Below are 19,048 nucleotides of genomic sequence, written 5' to 3' on the forward strand. Positions count from 1 at the left end.
CGCCATCGCCAGCCGCCGCGCGGCCGCGCGTGCCGGTCAGTCCCCGCTTGCCTCGCCTGCGGGCAGTGCTCTCTGCTCCGACCACAGCAGCAGCGCGTCGAGCGCCGGGCACAACGCCTGTCCCCACGCGGTCAGCCGGTACTCCACCTTGGGCGGGACCTGCGCGTAGATCTGCCGCGCCACGATGCCGTCGGCCTCGAGCTGGCGCAACTGCTGGGCCAGCATCTTCTGCGAGACGGCGGGGATGAGTCGCTCCAGGTCGGAGAAGCGCTGCACCTTGCCGTCGAACAGGTGGAACAGGATGATCAGCTTCCAGCGCCCGTCGATCAGCCGCAGCATCTCTTCCACGCCGGCGGCGGCCGTGGCGGGCGTATAGACCTTTCTCATGGGTGGGTAGCTTACCTTTTCGTGCGTTCTTGTCGAGCAGGGAGGTTATGTTGAAAATCCGGGTACCGCAACTTTGCTCCGGAGCCCCCGGACACCCGCCATCATGAACCTGCCGCTGCCCGGCGCCATCGCCGCCTTTTTCGAGGTGAGCAACGGTGCCGACGATGCGCTGCTGGCGCACTGCTTCGCGCAGGATGCCGTCGTGCGCGACGAAGGCCATGCCCACGAGGGACAAGAGGCCATCCGCTCCTGGCTGCGCGAGGCGCGGCGCCAATACGCGTACCGCGTCGAGCCGCTGGCGCTGTCGGGACAAGGCGCCGGCGTGACGGTGGTGGCCAGGGTCACCGGCACGTTCCCCGGCAGTCCGGTTCAGCTCGCGCACGTTTTCCGGCTGCGCGGCGAGCGCATCGCATCGCTGGAGATCCGCGCATGAGCATGGACCTCGGATTGAAGGGGCTGCGCGTGCTGGTCACCGCCGGCACCAAGGGCGTCGGCGCGGCTGCGGTGGCGCGTTTTCGCCAGTCCGGGGCGCGCGTGCTGACGACGGCGCGCACGCGTCCGGATGCGTTGCCGGAGGCGCTGTTCGTCGGCGCCGATCTCACCACGGAGGGCGGTTGTGCCGCGGTCGCGGAGGCGGTCGACGAGCGGCTGGGCGGCGTGGACATCGCGGTTCACGTGCTGGGCGGCTCGTCGGCGCCCGCGGGAGGCTTCGCCGCGCTCGACGACACCGCGTGGCACCGCGAGCTGTATCTCAACCTGTTTCCCGCGGTGCGGCTGGACCGGGCCCTGCTGCCCGGGATGCTGGCCCGGGGCGCCGGCGTCATCATCCACGTCACTTCGATCCAGGACCGGCTGCCGTTGCCGGAATCCACCACGGCCTACGCCGCGGCGAAGGCCGCGCTGTCGACCTACAGCAAGAGCCTGTCCAAGGAGGTGACGCCGAAGGGTGTGCGCGTCGTGCGCGTCGCGCCCGGCTGGATCGAGACCGAAGCCGCCGTGGCGCTGGCCGAGCGGCTCGCGCGGCAGGCGGGCACCGACTACGAGGGCGGCAAGCGGATCATCATGGATGCGCTCGGCGGCATTCCGCTCGGGCGCCCGTCGAAGCCGGCCGAGGTGGCGGACCTGATCGCCTTCCTGGCTTCGCCGCGGGCGGCGGCGATCAGCGGGACGGAATATGTGATCGACGGCGGGACCATCCCCACGGCGTAGCGTGGCCGGGCCCCGCGCCGAGGCGCGGCTTCAGTCGAGCCGCACGTCGGCCTGCTTGACCACCGCGGCCCAGCGCGCGCGCTCGGTGACGAAGAACTTGTTGGTCTCCGGCGGCGTCATGGTCACCACTTCGGCGCCCTGGCCGGCCAGTTGCGCGCGCACTTCCGGCGTGCGGATGATGCGGATCAGCTCGCTGCTGATGCGCGCCACCAGCGCGTCGGGCATGGCCGCCGGCGCCATCACGCCTTGCCAGGTGCCGGACTCGAAGCCGGGCACGCCCTGTTCGGCGATGGTCGGCACCTGGCCCACCAGCGGCATGCGGGTCTTCTTGGACACCGCCAGCACCTTGAGCTTGCCGGCCTGCACCTGCGGCAGCGTCGCCAGCATGCCGTTCATCAGCACCTGCGCCACGCCGCCCACCGTGTCGGCCACGGCCTGCGAGCCGCCCTTGTAGGGCACGTATTGCCACTTGGCGCCGGTGGCCTGCGCCACCGCCACGCCGGCCAGGTGCGGCGCGCTGCCGATGGCGGTGACGGCGAAGTTGAGCTGCGTGCGCTTGGACAGCTCCACCAGCTCCTTCAGGTTGTTGGCCTGCACCGACGGGTGCACCACCAGCAGGTGCGGCGAGTAGGCCAGCATCGACACGCCCTTGAGGTCCTTGCCAGGATCGAAGGTGAGCTTGGTGTAGACGGACGGGCTGATCGCCAGCGCGCCGACGTCGCACAGCAGCAGCGTGTGGTTGTCGGTGCCGGCCTGCGCCACCATCGCCGCGCCGATATTGCCGTTGGCGCCGGGGCGGTTGTCCACCACGATGGGCTGGCCGAGCGCGTCGCCGAGCTGCTTGCTGATCAGGCGCGCGATGATGTCGGACGAGCCGCCGGCCGGGTAGGGCACGACCATGCGGATGGGGCGGGTGGGCCAGTCTGCCGCCTGCGCGGCGGAGGACAGGAGAGCGCCTGCGGTGCCGAGGCCGCCAGCGGCGGCGGTGGCGCCCAGGGCGGAAAGCTGGGTCAGGAACGTACGGCGGGTGGTCGGCATTGCTGCTGTCTCCGATATTGTTGACGTTGTATGTTGTCGTATGTGTTTGATGATAGCTCGAAGTTTGCGGGCGGTCTAGGGGCGGGTTTTCGCCTAGATGCCGCAGCTATGGCTTCCAGGCCGCATCGCCGGCAGGGAGGCGGCGTGGAGGCGGCTTGTGGTACACATCGTGTGATACGACAACATCGGGCAGGAAAAAAGCCCCCATTCCGGGCAGGGAATAGGGGCTTCGCATGGCTGCGGCCCGCGGGCCGTCCTATTGCTTGGCCTTCCTGGCGTATTCCCAGCCCATTTCCGCCATCGGCCGCGCGCGCTTGCCGGCGTCCAGCGCCTGCGCCGACGAGGCGGTGCCGTCCACCACGCGCTTCATGATGCCCTGCAGGATGCCGGCGATGCGGAACATGCTGAAGGCGAGGTAGAAATTCCAGTCGCCGGTGATGGGGCGGCCGGTGCGCTTTTCGTAGGTGCGGCGGTAGGTGGCCTCGTCGGGGATGCCCAGGCTCGCGTAATCGAGCCCGGCGATGCCGCGGAACTGGCCGGGCGCGATGTGCCAGCTCATGCAGTGGTAGCCGAAGTCGGCCATCGGGTGGCCCAGCGTGGACAGCTCCCAGTCCAGCACCGCCAGCACGCGCGGCTCGGTGGGATGGAACATGAGGTTGTCGAGGCGGTAGTCGCCGTGGACGATCGAGGTCAGGTCGGCGTCTTCGTGCGGGATGTGGTCGGGCAGCCAGGCCATCAGCGAATCCATGGCCGGAATGCTCTCGGTCTCGGACAGCTTGTACTGCTTGGTCCAGCGCTCGATCTGGCGCGAGAAGTAGTTGCCCGGCTTGCCGTAGTCGCCCAGTCCGATGGCCTGGTAGTCGACCGTGTGCAGCGCGGAGATGACGCGGTTCATCTCGTCGTAGATGGCGCCGCGCTCGGCCGTGCTCATGCCCGGCAGCGACTGGTCCCACAGCACGCGGCCGGCGACGAATTCCATGATGTAGAAGGCGCGGCCGATCACGGCTTCGTCCTCGCACATGGCGTACATCTTCGCCACCGGCACGTCGGTGCCGGCCAGCGCCGCCATCACGCGGTATTCGCGCTCGATGGCGTGCGCCGAGGGCAGCAGCCTGGATTTCGGGCCCGGCTTGGCGCGCATCACGTAGGTCCGGCCCGGCGTGATCAGCTTGAAGGTGGGATTGGACTGGCCGCCCTTGAACTGCTCGATGGCCAGCGGGCCGGCGAAGCCCGCCACGTGCCGGCCCATCCAGGCTTCCAGGGCGGCGAGGTCGAAGCGCTGCTGCTCGGCCACCGGCCGCGTGCCTTCGAAGTTCGAAACGTTGTCGCTCATGCTGTCTCCGTTTTTCGGTCTGTTCCGGGTATTCCGTGTTCGTGTGGCTTGCCCGTCTGCGCGGGCATGTCTGGCCGGCCGCGCGCCTAGCGGTAGCGCGGCTTGCGCTTTTCCAGGAAGGCGCTGATGCCTTCGCCGCCGTCCTTGTGGTGCAGCGCGGCCACGAAGTTGTCGCGTTCCTCGGCCAGGTGTCCGGTGAGGCTGGCGGTGCCGGCGTGGTTGATCAGCGCCTTGATGCGGCCCACCGCGTGGGGCGACTGCGCGGCCAGCGATTCGCCCAGGCGCAGGGCCTCGGTGAGGGCCTGCCCGGGCGGCACCACGCGGTTGACCAGGCCGAAGTGGGCCAGGCGCGCGGCATCGGCGGGCTTGCCCTCCATCATCAGCTCGGAGGCGAGCTGGCGCGGCAGCGCGCGCGCCAGTTCGTAAGAACCGCCGCCGTCCGGCGTGAGGCCGACCTTGACGTAGGCCATGACGAACTTGGCGTCGCTGGCGGCCACCACGAAATCGCAGGCCAGCACCAGCGAGAAGCCGGCGCCGGCGGCGGGACCTTCCACGGCCGCGATGATGGGCTTGGGAAACGCATGCAGCGTCTCGATCCAGTGGTTGAGGACCTCGATGCTCTCGGCCTGCACCGACTGCGGCCTGGCGCGGTTGCCGAGCAGGCGGTTGAGGTTGCCGCCGGCGCAGAACACGCCGTCGGCGCCGGTGATGACCACCGCGCGCACTTCGTCGTCGCGCGCGGCCTGTTCCAGCGCTTCCTGCGAGGCCGCGTAGATGTCCGGGTGCAGCGCGTTGCGCGCCTCGGGGTTCGAGATGGTCAGCACCAGCGTGGTGTCGACGCGTTCGGAAAGCAGCTGAGCGGTCATGGCGGCGAGGCTAAGAGCGGGGCGGCGCGAAGCGGGGCGCGCCCGCGGGGGCGGATGTGAAACGACCGCAGGCCCGGGGGCTTGCGGTCGCGGGATTACTGCTCTTCGGCCAGCAGCGACAGGCCGAGCCCGGCGCGGCGCCACAGCCACGGGCTGGGGCGGTAGCGCATGTCGCCGGTCAGGCGCTCGAGGTTGCGCAGCACGGTCAGCACCAGGTGCGGGCCGATCGCGTCGCCCAGCGCCAGCGGGCCCTTGGGATAGCCCAGGCCCAGGTTGACGGCGAGGTCGATGTCGACCGGCGTGGCGATGCCCTGCTGCGCGATGTCGCTGGCGATATTGACGATGCAGCTCACGATGCGCTGGGCCACGAAGCCGGCCGAGTCGCGGATCACCGTGACCGGCACGCCGTCGGCGGCGAACAGGCCGTGCGCGGCGTCGCGCATGGCGGCGCTGGTGGCCGGCGTGGTCATCAGCGTGCGGCGCTTGGTGGCCTCGAACGGCATCAGGGTGTCGATGGCGACCACGCGGCTCGGGTCCAGGCCTTCGTGCAGCGCGCAGGTGGTGGCGTCCAGGCCCAGCGGCGTGACCACGATCAGCGCGTCGGCGGAGGGCTGGTTGCCGGCCTCGGTGGTCATGCCCAGCGCGCTGATCAGCTTGACCACCATGGCGTGGCCGCGCTCGTCGGCGTGGCTGACCCAGACGCTGGCCGGGCGCGCGGACGGCACCGCGGCGGTGGCGGGCGCCTGCTTCTGGCCGTCCACGTAGCGGTAGAAACCGGCGCCGGCCTTGCGGCCGAGCAGGCCGCCCACCGAACGGATCGCCGTGATCGGCGAGGGGCGGTAGCGCGGTTCCTGGTAGAACTGGTTGTAGATCGATTCCATCACCGGGTGCGACACGTCCAGCCCGGTCAGGTCCATCAGCTCGAACGGGCCCATGCGGAAGCCGGCCTGCTCGCGCATGATGGCGTCGATGTCGGCGAACCCGGCCACGCCTTCCTGGGCGACCTTGAGGCCTTCGATGTTCATGCCGCGCCCGGCGTGGTTGACGATGAAGCCGGGCATGTCCTTGCAGCGCACCGGCGTATGGCCCAGGCGGCGCGACAGCGCCATCAGCGCGTCGCCCACGGCGGGGTCGCCGGACAGGCCGTCGATCACCTCGACCACCTTCATCAGCGGCACCGGGTTGAAGAAGTGATAGCCGGCGATGCGGCCCGGGTGCCTGGCGCCCACCGCGATGGCGGTGATCGACAGCGAGGAGGTGTTGGAGGCGATCACTGCTTCCGGGCGCAGGATGGCTTCGAGCCTGGCGACCAGGTCGCGCTTGACTTCGAGCTTCTCGACGATGGCCTCTAGCACCATATCGCAGCCGGCTAGGTCTTCCAGCGCGTTGCAGGGCAGCACGCGGGCCAGCGCGGCGGCGCTGGACTCGGCGCTCATCTTGCCCTTCTCGGTGAGCTTGGCGAAGGTGTCCTGCAGGTATTGCCGCGCGGCCGCCACGGCTTGCGGGTTGGTGTCGTACAGGCTGACGGTCAGGCCGGCCTGCGCGGCGATCTGCGCGATGCCCCGGCCCATGGCGCCGGTGCCCACGATGCCGAGGGTGTCGATGGTGAAAGTGCTCATAGTGCGTCCAGAAAGTTGTGGTTAAATTAGCACGAGCGTACGTTTTTTGCATCATCCGCGACAGTGGCGCGATGCAAGCGGCGTGCGCTGATCGGCCACGGGCGCCGTCAGAGTCTGCCTGGGCACACAATGCGGCCCGGCCCTTGCGCCGGGCGATTTTTTGCGGTCCCCCGCCGCATCCCGCCGTAGTACCCCCATGACAAGGAGAGAGACGACATGCTGCAGCTCTGCGGATTTTCCGCCAGCAACTACTACAACAAGGTCAAGCTGGCCCTGCTGGAAAAGAACCTGCCGTTCGAGGAAGTGCTGGCCTGGCTCGGCGAGACCGATCCCGAAGCCTCGCCGCTGGGCAAAGTGCCCTACATGATCACCGATCGCGGCCCGCTGTGCGAGTCCGAAGTGCTGGACGCCTACATCGAATCCACCTACCCGCAGACGCCGCTGCTGCCGGCGGACCCGTTCCAGGCCGGCAAGGTGCGCGAGCTGGTGACCTTCCTGGAGCTGTACCTGGAGCTCACCGCGCGCGAGCTGTATCCGGAAGCCTTCTTCGGCGGCAAGGTGAGCGACGGCACCAAGGAGCGGCAGCGCAAGCTGCTCGAGCGCTATATCCCGGCGTTCGCCAGGCTGGCGAAGTTCTCGCCCTATATCGCCGGCGACACCTTCACGCTGGCCGACTGCGCGGCCGTGGTGCACCTGCCGCTGGTCTCCGCCTGCACGAAGATCGTCTACGGCGAAGACATGCTGGCCGGGCTGCCGGTCAAGGACTATCTCAAGCGCATGTCGGAGCGGCCGTCCGTGCAGAAGGTCAATGCGGACCGCAAGGCGAATACGGAGCTGATGCTCGGCCGCAGGAAGTAGGGCGCGCCGGCGGGCGCGCCGGGGCCGGAGGCTGGCTTACAGCTTTTTCAGCCGCTCCAGCGCCAGCGCCAGCGTTTCCTCCTTCTTGGCGAAGCAGAAGCGCACCACGCCGGATTCGCGCGGCTGCGAGTAGAACGCCGACACCGGGATCGCCGCCACGCCGATTTCCTTGGTGAGCCACATCGAGAAATCGGCCTCGCTCAGGTCGGAGATGGCCGAGTAATCCACGCACTGGAAGTAGGTGCCGTCGGATGGCAGCAGCTTGAAGCGCGTGCCGGCCAGCCCGGCGCGGAAATAGTCGCGCTTGGCCTGGTAGAAGTCCGCCAGGCCGAGGTAGGGGGCCGGGTCGGCCATGTAGTCGGCCAGGCCGTGCTGCACCGGCGTGTTGACCGTGAACACGTTGAACTGGTGCACCTTGCGGAATTCGGCCGAGAGCGCCGCCGGCGCGGCGACGTAGCCGACCTTCCAGCCGGTCACGTGATAGGTCTTGCCGAAGCTCGACACCACGAAGCTGCGGCGCGCCAGCTCGGGGTGGCGCGACACGGACTCGTGGCGCTGGCCGTCGAACACCATGTGCTCGTAGACCTCGTCGGACAGCAGCAGGATGTCGGTGCCGGCCAGCAGGCCGGCCAGGCGCTCCATGTCGCCGGCGCGCCAGATGGTGCCGGTGGGGTTGTGCGGCGTGTTGACCATCAGCATGCGCGTGCGCGGCGTGATGGCCGCGGCGATGCGGTCGAACGGCACGCGGAAGTGCGGCGCGTCGAGCGCTACCGGCACCACCTTGCCGCCGGCCAGCTCGATGGCGGGGATGTAGCTGTCGTAGCACGGTTCCAGCACGATCACCTCGTCGCCGGGGTGCACCGCGCACAGGATGCTGGTGAGGATGCCCTGGGTGGCGCCGGCGGTGACCGTGATCTCGCTGTTCCAGTCATAGGCATGGCCGTACAGCTTGCCGATCTTGTCGGCGATGGCCTGGCGCAGCGCGGGCACGCCCGCCATCGGCGGGTACTGGTTCAGGCCCGAGCGCATGGCGTGCGCCACCGCGTCGACGATCTTCGGGTCGCAGTCGAAGTCCGGGAAGCCCTGGCCGAGGTTGACGGCGTTGCGCTCGGCGGCCAGCGCCGACATCACGGTGAAGATGGTGGTGCCCACGTTGGGCAGGCGCGAAGGCGGCGGCGTGAGCGGCAGGCAAGGCGAGGCGGACTGGACGGAAGGCTGGCTGGACATGGGAAGCGGCGTCGGGCTGGAGCGGCGGTCGGAGAGCGAAGGATCGAGAAAGACGGACGGCGAACGGCAATCCCGCATTCTAGCGGGGATCGGCCGCGGCCTGCGCGGCGCCGGCGCGCGCGGCCAGCCAGGCCGGGAAGGCCTGCGGCAGCAGGATGTCCACGCCGCTCTGGCGGCGCAGGCGCCCCTTGAGCTTGAGCACGGCCTTGTCCTTGGACACCAGGCAGGCGGCCTGGGCGAAGTGGGCCAGCTCGATGAATTTCTGGTCGTCGGTGTCGCGGCAGCGCGGCAGGCGCGCGGCCAGCGTGTCGGCTTCGGCGGGAATCTCCAGGGCGGTGGCGAGGCGGTCCACGGTGGCCATGGCGGCGGGAATGTCCACGCCGAAACGGGCAAATTGCGGATAGGCCAGCACCCGGCGCAGTTCTTCGCGGCAGTCGGGGCGGATCACCGCGGCGATGGCGCCGCCGTGCAGCGCGGCGCGGATGGGCTCGACATGGGGGTCGGCAAAGACCAGCAGGTCGACCCAGATATTGGAGTCGAGCACCACCCGCGGCGCGGCGGCGGCGGGGGCTTCGGTGGAGTGGGATGGCATTCGTTACAATCGGGTCTTTGTGTTTGCCGCGATTTTGCCATGCTCATCGTCCTGTCCCCCGCCAAGTCGCTCGACTACGAGACGCCGGCACGCCTGAAGACCCATACGCTGCCGCGTTTCATCGAGCGCTCGGCGGCGCTGATCGAGCGCCTGCGCAAGCTCGCCCCGCAGGACATCGGCGCGCTGATGGACATCTCCGACAAGCTCGCCGTGCTCAACGCCACGCGCTACGGCGACTGGTCGCCCGAGTTCACCGCCGCCAACAGCAAGCAGGCGGTGCTGGCCTTCAACGGCGACGTGTACGAGGGGCTGAACGCGGCGTCGCTGTCGAACGACGACCTTGCCTTCGCGCAGAAGCACGTGCGCATCCTGTCCGGCCTGTACGGCGTGCTGCGCCCGCTGGACTGGATGCAGCCCTACCGCCTGGAGATGGGCACGCGCCTGGACACCGCCGCGGGCAAGGATCTCTACAGCTTCTGGGGCGACGACGTCACCCGGCTGCTGCAGGAGGACTTCAAGGCGCTCAAGGCCGAGGGCCGGCCGGTGCTGGTGAACCTCGCCTCCGAGGAATATTTCAAGGTGGTGCGCCCCAAGGTGCTCGACGCGCGCATCGTCACGCCGGTGTTCGAGGACTGGAAGGGCGGCCGCTACAAGATCATTTCCTTCCATGCCAAGCGCGCGCGCGGCACCATGACCCGCTACGCGGTGACCCACCGCATCACCGACCCGGCCCGGCTCAAGCGTTTCGCCGAGGACGGCTATGCCTTCGACAAGGACGCATCGGACGATGCGCGCTGGGTATTCCGCCGGCGCCTGGAAGACTGAGGCTGAGCGGCATCGCCGCCCGTTTTCCCTCGGCCTCTTTGCCACCGTCGCCCCTGCTCCCTTGCCACATGACCGCGCGCCGCGCCGGCGCGCTGCCGCACACGCCTTACAGAACCCATACGCCATGACCCAAGCCCTGCATATCTCCGCCAGCTTCGACGCGGGCGCCATCGAAGTCGAATCGCTCGCGCAGGCCAGCGACATCCGGCTGCGCATCCGCGCCGACTCGCACGCGGAGTTCCGCCAGTGGTTCCATTTCCGCCTGCAGGGCGCGGCCGGGCAACCCTGCACCCTGCAGTTCCTGAACGCGGGCGACTGCACCTACCCGGACGGCTGGCGCGGCTACCACGCGGTGGCCTCGTATGACCGCGCGCACTGGTTCCGCGTGCCGACCGCGTTCGACGGCAGCACCATGACGGTGTCGTTCACGCCCCGGCACGACAGCGTGTGGCTGGCGTACTTCGAGCCGTACTCCGAGGACCGCCATCTTTCGCTGCTGGCCACCGCGCAGCGCTCGCCGCTGGCGCGCCTGTCGCACCTGGGCAGCACCGTGGACGGCCGCGACATGACCGCGGTCACGGTGGGCCAGCCCGGCGACGGCAAGAAGACCATCTGGATGATCGCGCGCCAGCATCCCGGCGAGACCATGGCCGAGTGGTTCTGCGAAGGCGTGCTGCAGCGCCTGACCGGCACCGGCATGTGGGCCGGCGATCCGGTGGCGCGCCGCCTGCTCGAGCGCGCCGTGTTCCATATCGTGCCGAACATGAACCCGGACGGCTCGGCGCGCGGCAACCTGCGCACCAACGCCGCGGGCGCCAACCTCAACCGCGAGTGGATGGCGCCCAGCCTGCAGACCAGCCCGGAGGTGTACCACGTGCGCCGCGCCATCGAGGCGAGCGGCTGCGACATGTTCTTCGACATCCACGGCGACGAGGGCCTGCCTTACAACTTCGTGGCCGGCAGCGAGATGCTGCCCGGTTTCACCGAGGCGCAGCGCGCCGACCAGTTGCGTTTCATCGAGGCCTTCAAGCGCGCCACGCCGGACTTCCAGGACGTGTACGGCTACGCCGCCAGCAAGTACAACGCGGACGCGCTCAAGCTGGCCTCGAAGTACATCGGCCATACCTTCGGCTGCCTGTCGCTGACGCTGGAGATGCCGTTCAAGGACAACGCCGACCAGCCCGATCCGGCGGTGGGCTGGAACGGCGCGCGCAGCGCGCTGCTGGGCGCGGCGATGCTGCAGGCGGTCCTGGCGCAGTTGGATTGAGGGGTGCGCGTGCGAGGGGCAAAGCCCCGGTGCGATTGACGAAGCCCGCGAACGGGCCCAAGCGGCCAGAGCTAGCCTAAGCAAGGTGTCCTCCCTCTCCCCTCACGGGGAGAGGGCCGGGGAGAGGGGCGGTTTGACTAGGCGCCACATCAAGCGAAGCCAGCGGTGTGATCCAGCTTAGCAGCCAGCAACGAAGCCGCCGGTTTTTCCAGCACGGCAGCATTCGCCAGCGCCCGCCCTCTCCCTCGGCCCCTCTCCCGTACGCGGGAGAGGGGAGCAAACCAGCGGCAAGTCTACCCGCCACTCAGCGCGCCTTCTTGCCCGGCTTCGTGGTGCTCTTGCTGCTGCCCTTGGCGGCGGGCTTGCCGGTGCCGGTCGATTTGGCGCTGCCGGCCTTGCCCGAGCCGGACTTGGTCGCCTTGCCGCCCTTGTGCCCCTTGGCGCTGCCGGCCTGGCGGGCATTGCTGCGTACCGCGGGCGCGGCGGCGGGCTCGCTGATGACGGTGCCGCTGCCATCGAGCAACTCGTAGGCCAGCATCATGCCGTCGGCGTAGCCGCAGCGCACCTTGACCGCCTCCCACTGGGCCTCGCCGTTGCGCTTGTGCGCGGTGGCGGCGAAGGTCACCACGGAGCTGACCGGCACGGCCTGCTTGCCTTGCGAGAAGCGCCCGTCCCACGGTTCCACCGTGGCCTGCCCGGCGCCGAGCGCGCCGGTGGGGATCTTCAGCGCGTCGAACGTCACCGAGCGCGGCACCACCCAGCTGGCGTGCGCGGCGCAGTCGGCCACGTCGGCGCTGGCGTTTTCGGTCTGCATCAGTTGCTGGCGCATCTGCGCGCGGTATTCGGCCAGGCTCACGCGGCCTTGCGCTGGCAGGGTCACGGTCTTGGTGGGCGGCGTGGCGGCGGGAGCGGGCGGCGGGCGGGTGGCGGCCGGGGCGGGGGTGGCGGGCTTGGCGGCAGCGGCTGCCGTGGCTGCGGCGGCGGGCGTGGCGGTGCCGGGATTGGTTACCACGGCATCGCGGTCGTTGAGCGGTGTATCGGCGCAGCCCGCCAGGGCGATCGCACCTGCCACTGCGGCAGCCAGCGCGCAGAGGCGGCTGCCGATCAGGTCAGAGATTCGTCGGATCACGGGATCGTCTTGCTTTGAGGCAAAAGGGGTTGGCAAAGGTCTGCCATGATAGAGGAAACCCATGCCGCAAAGTTCCGAAATCTCTTGACCCTAGGTTCTACCCTAGGTGCCGCCGCAGCCACGATGGCGGCGCGGCGCGCCCGCCATGCCGCTTTCGGGGCGGGCCGGCGCGCGGCTGCGTTGCACAGCCGCGCGGCCTGCCGCGCATGGCGCGGCGGGGCTTGCCGGTGGCGCTTCGGCGCGCGCTTCAGTGTGCCGAAGCCGCCTTGACGAAGACCTTCAGCTCGTCGAGCAGGTGGTTGAGGTTGGCCTTGAGCTTGCCGAAGCCGGCGTTGTGCGCGAGGCCCACTTCGTCCATGTACAGCTTGCGGTTGATTTCCAGTTGCAGGCTGTGGCGGCGCTGGGCCGGCTGGCCCACCACGCGCACGATCTCCACGCCCTTGTACGGGTGGTTGCGCCAGACGTCGTAGCCCATGTCCTTGAGCACGGCTTCGACGCGGTCGGTGAAGCGCGTGTCGCAGGTGGTGCCGTCGCGGTCGCCCACCACGAAGTCCGGATGCTGCAGGCCCGGATGCTCGGTGGCGTACTGCGCCGCTTCGCTCGGCATCGAGTGGCAGTTGATGTGCCACGCGCTGCCGTGCTGGGCGATGGCCTGGTCCGACAGCTTCTGCAATTGCGCGTAGTAGGGCAGGTAGTACTGCGCGATGCGCGCCTGCACCTCGACCACGCTCAGCTTGCGGTCGTAGATGGCCTCGCCGGTATCCAGCACGCGCCACACCAGGCCCTTGCCGAGCCGGGTCTTGGAGGTTTCCTGGCGCGGGCCGGGCCAGGGCGCGTCGAGCAGCGCCTCGTCGATTTCCTCGATGCCGCGGTTGGCATCGAGGTAGCTGCGCGGGAAGCCCGCGCACAGCAGCGCGATGCCGCGTGCGGGGGCGTCGGCGTACAGCTCGTCGACAAAGGTGTCTTCGGCCTGGCGCAGCAGCGGCAGGGGCAGCCCGGCGGCCGGACGGAAATCGTCCGGGTAGGTGGTGGCGCTGTGCGGCGAATCGAGAAAGAGCGGGCTGCTCTCGCCTTGCGGCAGTTGCAGGAGGTGGGGAGTAAGCCCGGTCTTTCGGTCTGCTTCCGTCATGATGTGCGTCGGTTAATCCAGGGAGATCTTGGCGGCGCCGGCGATGCGCTTGTTCTTCGCCACTTCGCTCTTGATCTGGGCGGCGAACTGCGCCGGGGTGTTGCCGACCGGCACCGCGCCCAGCTTCTCCAGCTTAGCCTTGACTTCGGGCAGCGCAAGCACCTTCACGGTGGCGTCGTGCAGCTTGTTCTGCAGGTCGGCGGGCAGGTTGGCCGGCGCGATCAGGCCGAACCACGAGGCGTCGTTGACTTCGGGCAGGCCGAGTTCGGCGAAGGTGGGCACGTTGGGCAGGGCCGGCACGCGCTTGGGCGCGGCCACCGCCAGGGCGCGCAGCTTGCCGCCTTCGATGAAGGGCAGCGAGGACGGCAGGTTGTCGAACAGCACCTGCACCTGGTTGGCCAGCGCGTCGTTCAGCGCCGGGCCGACGCCCTTGTACGGCACGTGCAGCAGTTCGGTCTTGCTGCTCATCTTGAACAACTCGCCCATCATGTGCGATACGCTGCCGTTGCCGGCCGAGCCGTAGGCCATCTTGTTGGGCTCGGTCTTGGCCAGCGCGATGAACGACTTCATGTCGGTGGCCTTGACCGCCGGGTTGATGCTCATCACGTTGGGCACCGAGGCCAGGTTGGTGATGGTGGAGAAGTCCTTGGTGGCGTCATAGGCCAGGCGCGGATACACGGCCGGGTTGATGCCATGCGTGGAAGCCGTGGCGATGCCCAGCGTGTAGCCGTCCGGCGCGGCCTTGGCCAGGAACGCGGTGCCGATGCTGCCGCCGGCGCCGCCGCGGTTGTCCACCACCACGGCCTGGCCCAGTTGCTGGCCGAGCTTGTCGGCCACGATGCGCGCCACGATGTCGGTGGTGCCGCCGGCCGGGAACGGCACGACCAGCGTGATGGGCTTGGTCGGGTAGGTGCCCTGGGCCGCGGCCGACAGCGACAGGCCGGCGGCGACGGCGCCGGTGGCGGCGGCAAGGAGGCGGAGCATGTTACGGCGTTGCATGAGTTCGGTTCCTGAAGGAAGAGCGGGGAGAGGAAAGAGGAGGGAGGCTCAAGGGGCCTCTCAAACGTCTTGAAAGCAAGTCAAAGGGCTTTCCCCGATTCTGCTCGTTCGTGCAAGCAGTCCGCAAACGAAATAAAATCGCACGATCATTCCGTTTGGTAGTGAAGTAAGGGGTAACCTATGCGACGCTTATGTCCGTCGCTGACCGAATTGCAGGCTTTCGAGGCCGCCGCGCGCTACAACAGCTTCACGGTGGCCGCGCGCGAGCTCCATGTGACGCAGGGGGCCGTCAGCAAGCAGGTGCGCAGCCTGGAAGCCTTCCTCGGCGTGGAGCTGTTCGAGCGCGTGCGCCAGCGCCTGATGCTGACCGACGCCGGCCAGCGCTACCTGGACCGCATCCGCCCCAGCCTGACCGAGATCGAGGCCGCCACGGTCGAGCTGATCGCCCGCCAGGGGCGCGGCGGCACCCTCCATATCGCCAGCATGCCCACGCTCGGCGCCAAGTGGCTGATCCCGCGCCTGCCGCAGTTCTTCGAGAAGCATCCCGACGTGAGCCTGGAGTTCGTGCCGCATGCGCAGGGCTACGATTTCTCGCAGCCCGATCTCGACGCCGCCATCCGCTTCGGCGACGGCGTGTGGCCGGGCAGCCTGGCCGACTACATGACCGGCCGCGAGGTGCTGCCGGTGTGCCGGCCAGGCCTGCTGGCGGGCGAGACCGACGGGATGGCGCGCACGCCGGCGGCGCTGCTGCGCTATCCGCTGCTGCATCACACCACGGTGCCCGAGGCGTGGACGGACTGGTTCGCCGAACTTGGCGTGGCCACCCGCAAGGCGTGGAGCGGCGCGCGCTTCGACCAGTTCTCGCTGCTCACGCAGGCGGCCATGTCGGGCCTCGGCATCGCGCTGATCCCGCGCTGCCTGATCGAGCAGGAGCTGGCCAGCGGCGCGCTGGTGGTGGCACATCCCGCGCGCGTGCTGAGCAAGAAGGGCTATTACCTGTGCTACCCGGAGCAGAAGCAGCACCTGCCGGCGCTGCAGACCTTCCGCCAGTGGGTGATGGAGGGGGTGGACGTGGTGGCCTGAGGCGGCGCCACCGGTCCGTGTCCGCTTCCTTGAGCGCTACTTCGACAGTACCCGCATGGCCTGTTCGAGCCCGTTGAGCGTGACCGGGTACATGCGCGACTTCATGATCTGGTTGATCACGGTCACCGACTGGCGGTATTGCCACAGGCCTTCGGGCTCGGGGTTGAGCCAGACGAAGCGCGGGAACTGCTCGATCAGGCGGTTGAGCCAGACCGCGCCGGCCTCCGGGTTGTTGTACTCCACCGAGCCGCCCGGCTGCAGGATCTCGTACGGGCTCATGGTGGCGTCGCCGACGAAGATCACCTTGTAGTCCGAGCTGTACTTGTGGATCAGGTCCCACGTGGCGATCTTCTCGGCGTGGCGGCGGCGGTTGTTCTTCCACACGTAGTCGTACACGCAGTTGTGGAAGTAGTAGTACTCGAGGTGCTTGAACTCGGTCTTGGTGGCCGAGAACAATTCCTCCACGCGCTTGATGTGGTCGTCCATCGAGCCGCCCACGTCGAGCAGCATCAGCACCTTGACCTTGTTGTGCCGCTCCGGGCGCAGCTTGATGTCGAGCAGGCCGGCGTTGGCCGCGGTGGAATGGATGGTGTCGTCGAGGTCCAGCTCGGTGTCTGCCCCTTCGCGCGCGAAACGGCGCAGGCGGCGCAGCGCCACCTTGATGTTGCGCGTGCCGAGCTCGACCTGGTCGTCGTAGTCCTTGTAGGCGCGCGTCTCCCACACCTTGATGGCGGTGCGGTTGCCCTTGGAGGGGCCGCCGATGCGGATGCCTTCCGGGTTGTAGCCGCCGTGGCCGAACGGCGAGGTGCCGCCGGTGCCGATCCACTTGTTGCCGCCCTCGTGCTTTTCCTTCTGCTCCTCGAGCAGTTGCTTGAGGCGCTCCATGAGCTTGTCGAGCCCGCCCATGGCTTCGATCTTGGCCTTTTCCTCGGCCGAGAGCTCGCGCTCCAGCGTCTTCTGCAGCCAGTCCAGCGGAATGTCGGATTTCCAGTCGACCAGGTTTTCCACGCCCTTGAAGTACGCGGCGAAGGTCTGGTCGAACTTGTCGAAGTGCTTCTCGTCCTTGACCAGCGCCATGCGCGACAGGTAGTAGAACTCGTCGATCGACGGCGAGATGACCCCGGCCTTGAGCGCTTCGAGCATGGCCAGGTATTCCTTGACCGAGACCGGCAGCTTGGCGTGGCGCAGTGAGAAGAAGAAGTCGATCAGCATGATGCCTCGCTTTCAGTCGGCGCCGCGCTTCAGCGCGGGCGCGCGAGCTGGAATTGCAGGTGTTGGCGCACCGTCGGCCATTCGCTGGCGATGATGGAGAACACCACGGTATCGCGCAACGAGCCGTCCGGCATGCGCTGGTGGTTGCGCAGCACGCCGTCCTGCTTGGCGCCCAGCCGCGCGATGGCGGCGCGGCTTTGCTGGTTCATCCAGTGCGTGCGGAATTCCACGGCGATGCAGCCGAGATGGTCGAACGCATGGCCCAGCAGCATCAGCTTGCATTCGGTGTTCAGCGGCGTGCGCTGGACGCGGCGGGCATACCAGGTCGAACCGATCTCGACGCGCCGGTTGGCCGCGTCGATGTTCATGAAGGTGGTCATGCCGGCGAGCTGGCCGGCGGCGTCGCGCACCGCGAACGGCAGCATCGAGCCCTGTTCCAGCAGGCCCAGGCGCCGCGCGATCTCGGCTTCCATGCGCTCGGGCGCGGGCACGCTGGTGTACCAGAGCTTCCACAGTTCGCCGTCGGCCGACGCGGCGCGCAGGCCGTCGGCATGCTCGGGCCGCAGCGGCTCGAGAGTGGCGTGATGGCCCACCAGCGTCACGGGCTTGGCAAAGGCGGTCATGGCGGGTGCGGGCTCAGCGGTTGGCGCGGTTCATGAACACCAGGCGCTCGAACAGGTGCACGTCCTGCTCGTTCTTCAGCAGCGCGCCGTGCAGCGGCGGGATGGCGGCCTTCTTGTCCGGGCTCTTGAGCGCCTCGGGCGGGATGTCCTCGGCCATCAGCAGCTTGAGCCAGTCGATCAGCTCCGAGGTCGAGGGCTTTTTCTTCAGGCCCGGCAGGTTGCGCATCTCGTAGAACGATTCGAGCGCGGCGGCCACCAGCTCGCGCTTGATGCCGGGGTAGTGCACGTCGACGATGCGCTGCATGGTCTCGGCGTCGGGGAACTTGATGTAGTGGAAGAAGCAGCGGCGCAGGAACGCGTCCGGCAGTTCCTTCTCGTTGTTGGAGGTGATGATGACGAGCGGGCGGTGCCTGGCCTTGACCAGCTCGCGCGTCTCGTACACGTAGAACTCCATGCGGTCGATTTCGCGCAGCAGGTCGTTCGGGAATTCGATGTCGGCCTTGTCGATCTCGTCGATCAGCAGCACCACCTGCTGGTCGGCCTCGAAGGCCTGCCACAGCACGCCCTTGACGATGTAGTTGCGGATGTCGTGCACGCGGTCGTCGCCGAGCTGCGAGTCGCGCAGGCGCGAGACCGCGTCGTACTCGTACAGGCCCTGCTGCGCCTTGGTGGTCGACTTGATGTGCCATTGCAGCAGCGGCATGCCGAGCGCCGCCGCCACTTCCTCGGCCAGCATGGTCTTGCCGGTGCCGGGCTCGCCCTTGATCAGGAGCGGGCGCTGCAGCGCGCGGGCGGCGTTGACGGCCAGCTTGAGGTCATCGGTGGCAACGTACTGCTGGCTGCCTTCGAAGCGGGTCTGCTGGTTGGGGCTGGCGTTGGTGGTGTTGGACATGAGGCAACCTGATGAGGGGTTCGTGCGTGTCGGAATGGGCCAGTATAAAAGAGCTTTTCCGTTCGCGTATGCCCGCCTGCACCATGCTGGACGCTCGCGTGCAGCGTGCGGTACAATGCGCCGGTTTGACGCGCCCCCCAAGTCCTATATCTCCACCGTCCGGTTCGTCCGCCTAGTCTTGCGCGCGGCCCCTGCCGGGAGGCGGCGTTCAAAAGAGATGGTTGCAGAATGAGGCAGGTCCCACCCATCCCCGCCGCGTCCGGCGGCGTCCCGGGTGCCCGGATCCCCTGGCAGCTTCACATCGAGCCGCGCGCAGACGCGGTCTCCCGCCGGCCCCATTCCGAAGCCATTTCTGACCGGTCGGGCAGGTCTCCCAGGGTTTTACACTTCCAATCAGCTACGACAATGAAAAAGCTCCTCACGATGGTAGTGCTGGGTGCGGCCGCGATGGCTGTGCAAGCCCAGGAAGTCAAGGGCAATGTGGATGCCGCCAGGAACAAGGTCGCAATGTGTATCGGATGTCATGGTATTCCCGGGTACCGTGCTTCGTTCCCCGAGGTGTATCAGGTGCCGCTGCTGGGAGGCCAGAACGCCAAGTACATCGAGAACGCCCTCAAGGAATACCAGAAGGGCGACCGCAAGCACCCGACCATGCGCGGCATTGCCGCCACGCTGAGCGACCAGGACATCGCCGACGTGGCTGCCTACTACGCCCAGCAGACCTCCAGCACCCAGAACAACAACCAGAAGTGAGGGGACC

General features: G+C 68.3%; 20 protein-coding genes. 7 read left to right on the top strand and 13 right to left on the bottom strand.

The annotated features are described in order from the left end of the window. Positions 1 to 36: 36 nt before the first annotated feature. Positions 37 to 387 (bottom strand): winged helix-turn-helix transcriptional regulator, encoded by a 351-nt coding sequence (locus ACKI2N_RS06850; RefSeq protein ID WP_420992657.1) that lies wholly within the window; start codon positions 385 to 387, stop codon positions 37 to 39. A gap of 103 nt (positions 388 to 490) precedes the next feature. On the opposite strand from ACKI2N_RS06850, the gene ACKI2N_RS06855 reads away from it, so the two are divergent. Then, a complete protein-coding gene (locus ACKI2N_RS06855; RefSeq protein WP_420992656.1) occupies positions 491 to 820 on the top strand; it encodes a nuclear transport factor 2 family protein in 330 nt (109 codons plus the stop codon). Next, the gene (locus tag ACKI2N_RS06860; protein ID WP_420992655.1) at positions 817 to 1,596 is read left to right on the top strand and encodes an SDR family oxidoreductase; all 780 of its coding nucleotides are present in this window, start codon (positions 817 to 819) and stop codon (positions 1,594 to 1,596) included. The genes ACKI2N_RS06855 and ACKI2N_RS06860 overlap by 4 nt, the downstream gene beginning before the upstream one ends. Positions 1,597 to 1,626: 30 nt before the next feature. On the opposite strand, the gene ACKI2N_RS06865 is transcribed toward ACKI2N_RS06860, so the two are convergent. The 4 genes from ACKI2N_RS06865 to ACKI2N_RS06880 form a co-directional block, all read right to left on the bottom strand. Continuing rightward, entirely contained in the window at positions 1,627 to 2,634 is a 1,008-nt protein-coding gene (locus ACKI2N_RS06865; RefSeq protein WP_420992654.1) for a Bug family tripartite tricarboxylate transporter substrate binding protein, read from the bottom strand. Positions 2,635 to 2,890: 256 nt separating this feature from the next. Continuing rightward, complete coding sequence (locus ACKI2N_RS06870; RefSeq protein WP_420992653.1) at positions 2,891 to 3,967, bottom strand: phosphotransferase; 1,077 nt, start codon at positions 3,965 to 3,967, stop codon at positions 2,891 to 2,893. An 86-nt stretch (positions 3,968 to 4,053) separates the two neighbouring features. Beyond that, complete coding sequence (locus ACKI2N_RS06875) at positions 4,054 to 4,833, bottom strand: oxepin-CoA hydrolase, alternative type (protein ID WP_420992652.1); 780 nt, start codon at positions 4,831 to 4,833, stop codon at positions 4,054 to 4,056. A 95-nt stretch (positions 4,834 to 4,928) separates the two neighbouring features. Then, complete coding sequence (locus ACKI2N_RS06880) at positions 4,929 to 6,452, bottom strand: 3-hydroxyacyl-CoA dehydrogenase (RefSeq protein ID WP_420992651.1); 1,524 nt, start codon at positions 6,450 to 6,452, stop codon at positions 4,929 to 4,931. Positions 6,453 to 6,668: 216 nt separating this feature from the next. Between ACKI2N_RS06880 and ACKI2N_RS06885 the strand changes: the two genes are divergently transcribed. After that, on the top strand, positions 6,669 to 7,310 hold the full coding sequence (locus tag ACKI2N_RS06885) for a glutathione S-transferase (protein WP_420992650.1): 642 nt from the start codon (positions 6,669 to 6,671) through the stop codon (positions 7,308 to 7,310). A 36-nt stretch (positions 7,311 to 7,346) separates the two neighbouring features. Here ACKI2N_RS06885 and ACKI2N_RS06890 read toward each other — a convergent pair whose 3' ends face one another. Both ACKI2N_RS06890 and ACKI2N_RS06895 read right to left on the bottom strand, forming a co-directional pair. Then, on the bottom strand, positions 7,347 to 8,537 hold the full coding sequence (locus ACKI2N_RS06890) for a pyridoxal phosphate-dependent aminotransferase (protein WP_420992649.1): 1,191 nt from the start codon (positions 8,535 to 8,537) through the stop codon (positions 7,347 to 7,349). 79 nt (positions 8,538 to 8,616) lie between these two features. Further along, the gene (locus tag ACKI2N_RS06895) at positions 8,617 to 9,129 is read right to left on the bottom strand and encodes a putative toxin-antitoxin system toxin component, PIN family (protein WP_420992648.1); all 513 of its coding nucleotides are present in this window, start codon (positions 9,127 to 9,129) and stop codon (positions 8,617 to 8,619) included. Between the two features lie 39 nt (positions 9,130 to 9,168). Between ACKI2N_RS06895 and yaaA the strand changes: the two genes are divergently transcribed. Beyond that, the gene (yaaA, locus tag ACKI2N_RS06900) at positions 9,169 to 9,954 is read left to right on the top strand and encodes a peroxide stress protein YaaA (RefSeq protein ID WP_420992647.1); all 786 of its coding nucleotides are present in this window, start codon (positions 9,169 to 9,171) and stop codon (positions 9,952 to 9,954) included. Positions 9,955 to 10,078: 124 nt separating this feature from the next. Beyond that, the gene (locus ACKI2N_RS06905) at positions 10,079 to 11,221 is read left to right on the top strand and encodes a M14 family metallopeptidase (RefSeq protein WP_420992646.1); all 1,143 of its coding nucleotides are present in this window, start codon (positions 10,079 to 10,081) and stop codon (positions 11,219 to 11,221) included. A 304-nt stretch (positions 11,222 to 11,525) separates the two neighbouring features. On the opposite strand, the gene ACKI2N_RS06910 is transcribed toward ACKI2N_RS06905, so the two are convergent. The 3 genes from ACKI2N_RS06910 to ACKI2N_RS06920 all read right to left on the bottom strand — a co-directional run bounded on the left by ACKI2N_RS06910 (position 11,526) and on the right by ACKI2N_RS06920 (position 14,478). After that, on the bottom strand, positions 11,526 to 12,350 hold the full coding sequence (locus tag ACKI2N_RS06910; protein WP_420992645.1) for a BspC domain-containing protein: 825 nt from the start codon (positions 12,348 to 12,350) through the stop codon (positions 11,526 to 11,528). Between the two features lie 247 nt (positions 12,351 to 12,597). Continuing rightward, a complete protein-coding gene (locus ACKI2N_RS06915) occupies positions 12,598 to 13,479 on the bottom strand; it encodes an N-formylglutamate amidohydrolase (RefSeq protein ID WP_420992644.1) in 882 nt (293 codons plus the stop codon). A gap of 12 nt (positions 13,480 to 13,491) precedes the next feature. Beyond that, positions 13,492 to 14,478, bottom strand: a complete 987-nt coding sequence (locus tag ACKI2N_RS06920) for a tripartite tricarboxylate transporter substrate binding protein BugE (protein WP_420992643.1) — start codon at positions 14,476 to 14,478, stop codon at positions 13,492 to 13,494. A gap of 180 nt (positions 14,479 to 14,658) precedes the next feature. Between ACKI2N_RS06920 and gcvA the strand changes: the two genes are divergently transcribed. Further along, the gene (gcvA, locus tag ACKI2N_RS06925) at positions 14,659 to 15,561 is read left to right on the top strand and encodes a transcriptional regulator GcvA (RefSeq protein ID WP_420992642.1); all 903 of its coding nucleotides are present in this window, start codon (positions 14,659 to 14,661) and stop codon (positions 15,559 to 15,561) included. A 36-nt stretch (positions 15,562 to 15,597) separates the two neighbouring features. Here the strand turns inward: gcvA and ACKI2N_RS06930 are convergent, their stop codons facing one another. The 3 genes from ACKI2N_RS06930 to ACKI2N_RS06940 are packed head-to-tail and all read right to left on the bottom strand — an operon-like array spanning position 15,598 to position 18,288. Further along, positions 15,598 to 16,773, bottom strand: a complete 1,176-nt coding sequence (locus ACKI2N_RS06930) for a vWA domain-containing protein (RefSeq protein ID WP_420992641.1) — start codon at positions 16,771 to 16,773, stop codon at positions 15,598 to 15,600. A 29-nt stretch (positions 16,774 to 16,802) separates the two neighbouring features. Further along, on the bottom strand, positions 16,803 to 17,396 hold the full coding sequence (locus ACKI2N_RS06935; protein ID WP_420992640.1) for a GNAT family N-acetyltransferase: 594 nt from the start codon (positions 17,394 to 17,396) through the stop codon (positions 16,803 to 16,805). Positions 17,397 to 17,409: 13 nt separating this feature from the next. Further along, positions 17,410 to 18,288, bottom strand: coding sequence for an AAA family ATPase (locus ACKI2N_RS06940; protein ID WP_020201397.1), 879 nt, complete (start codon positions 18,286 to 18,288; stop codon positions 17,410 to 17,412). A gap of 405 nt (positions 18,289 to 18,693) precedes the next feature. On the opposite strand from ACKI2N_RS06940, the gene ACKI2N_RS06945 reads away from it, so the two are divergent. Further along, complete coding sequence (locus ACKI2N_RS06945) at positions 18,694 to 19,041, top strand: c-type cytochrome (RefSeq protein WP_420992639.1); 348 nt, start codon at positions 18,694 to 18,696, stop codon at positions 19,039 to 19,041. Positions 19,042 to 19,048: the final 7 nt, after the last annotated feature.

The organism is Cupriavidus sp. 30B13 (assembly GCF_049059565.2).
Taxonomy (GTDB): Bacteria; Pseudomonadota; Gammaproteobacteria; order Burkholderiales; family Burkholderiaceae; genus Cupriavidus.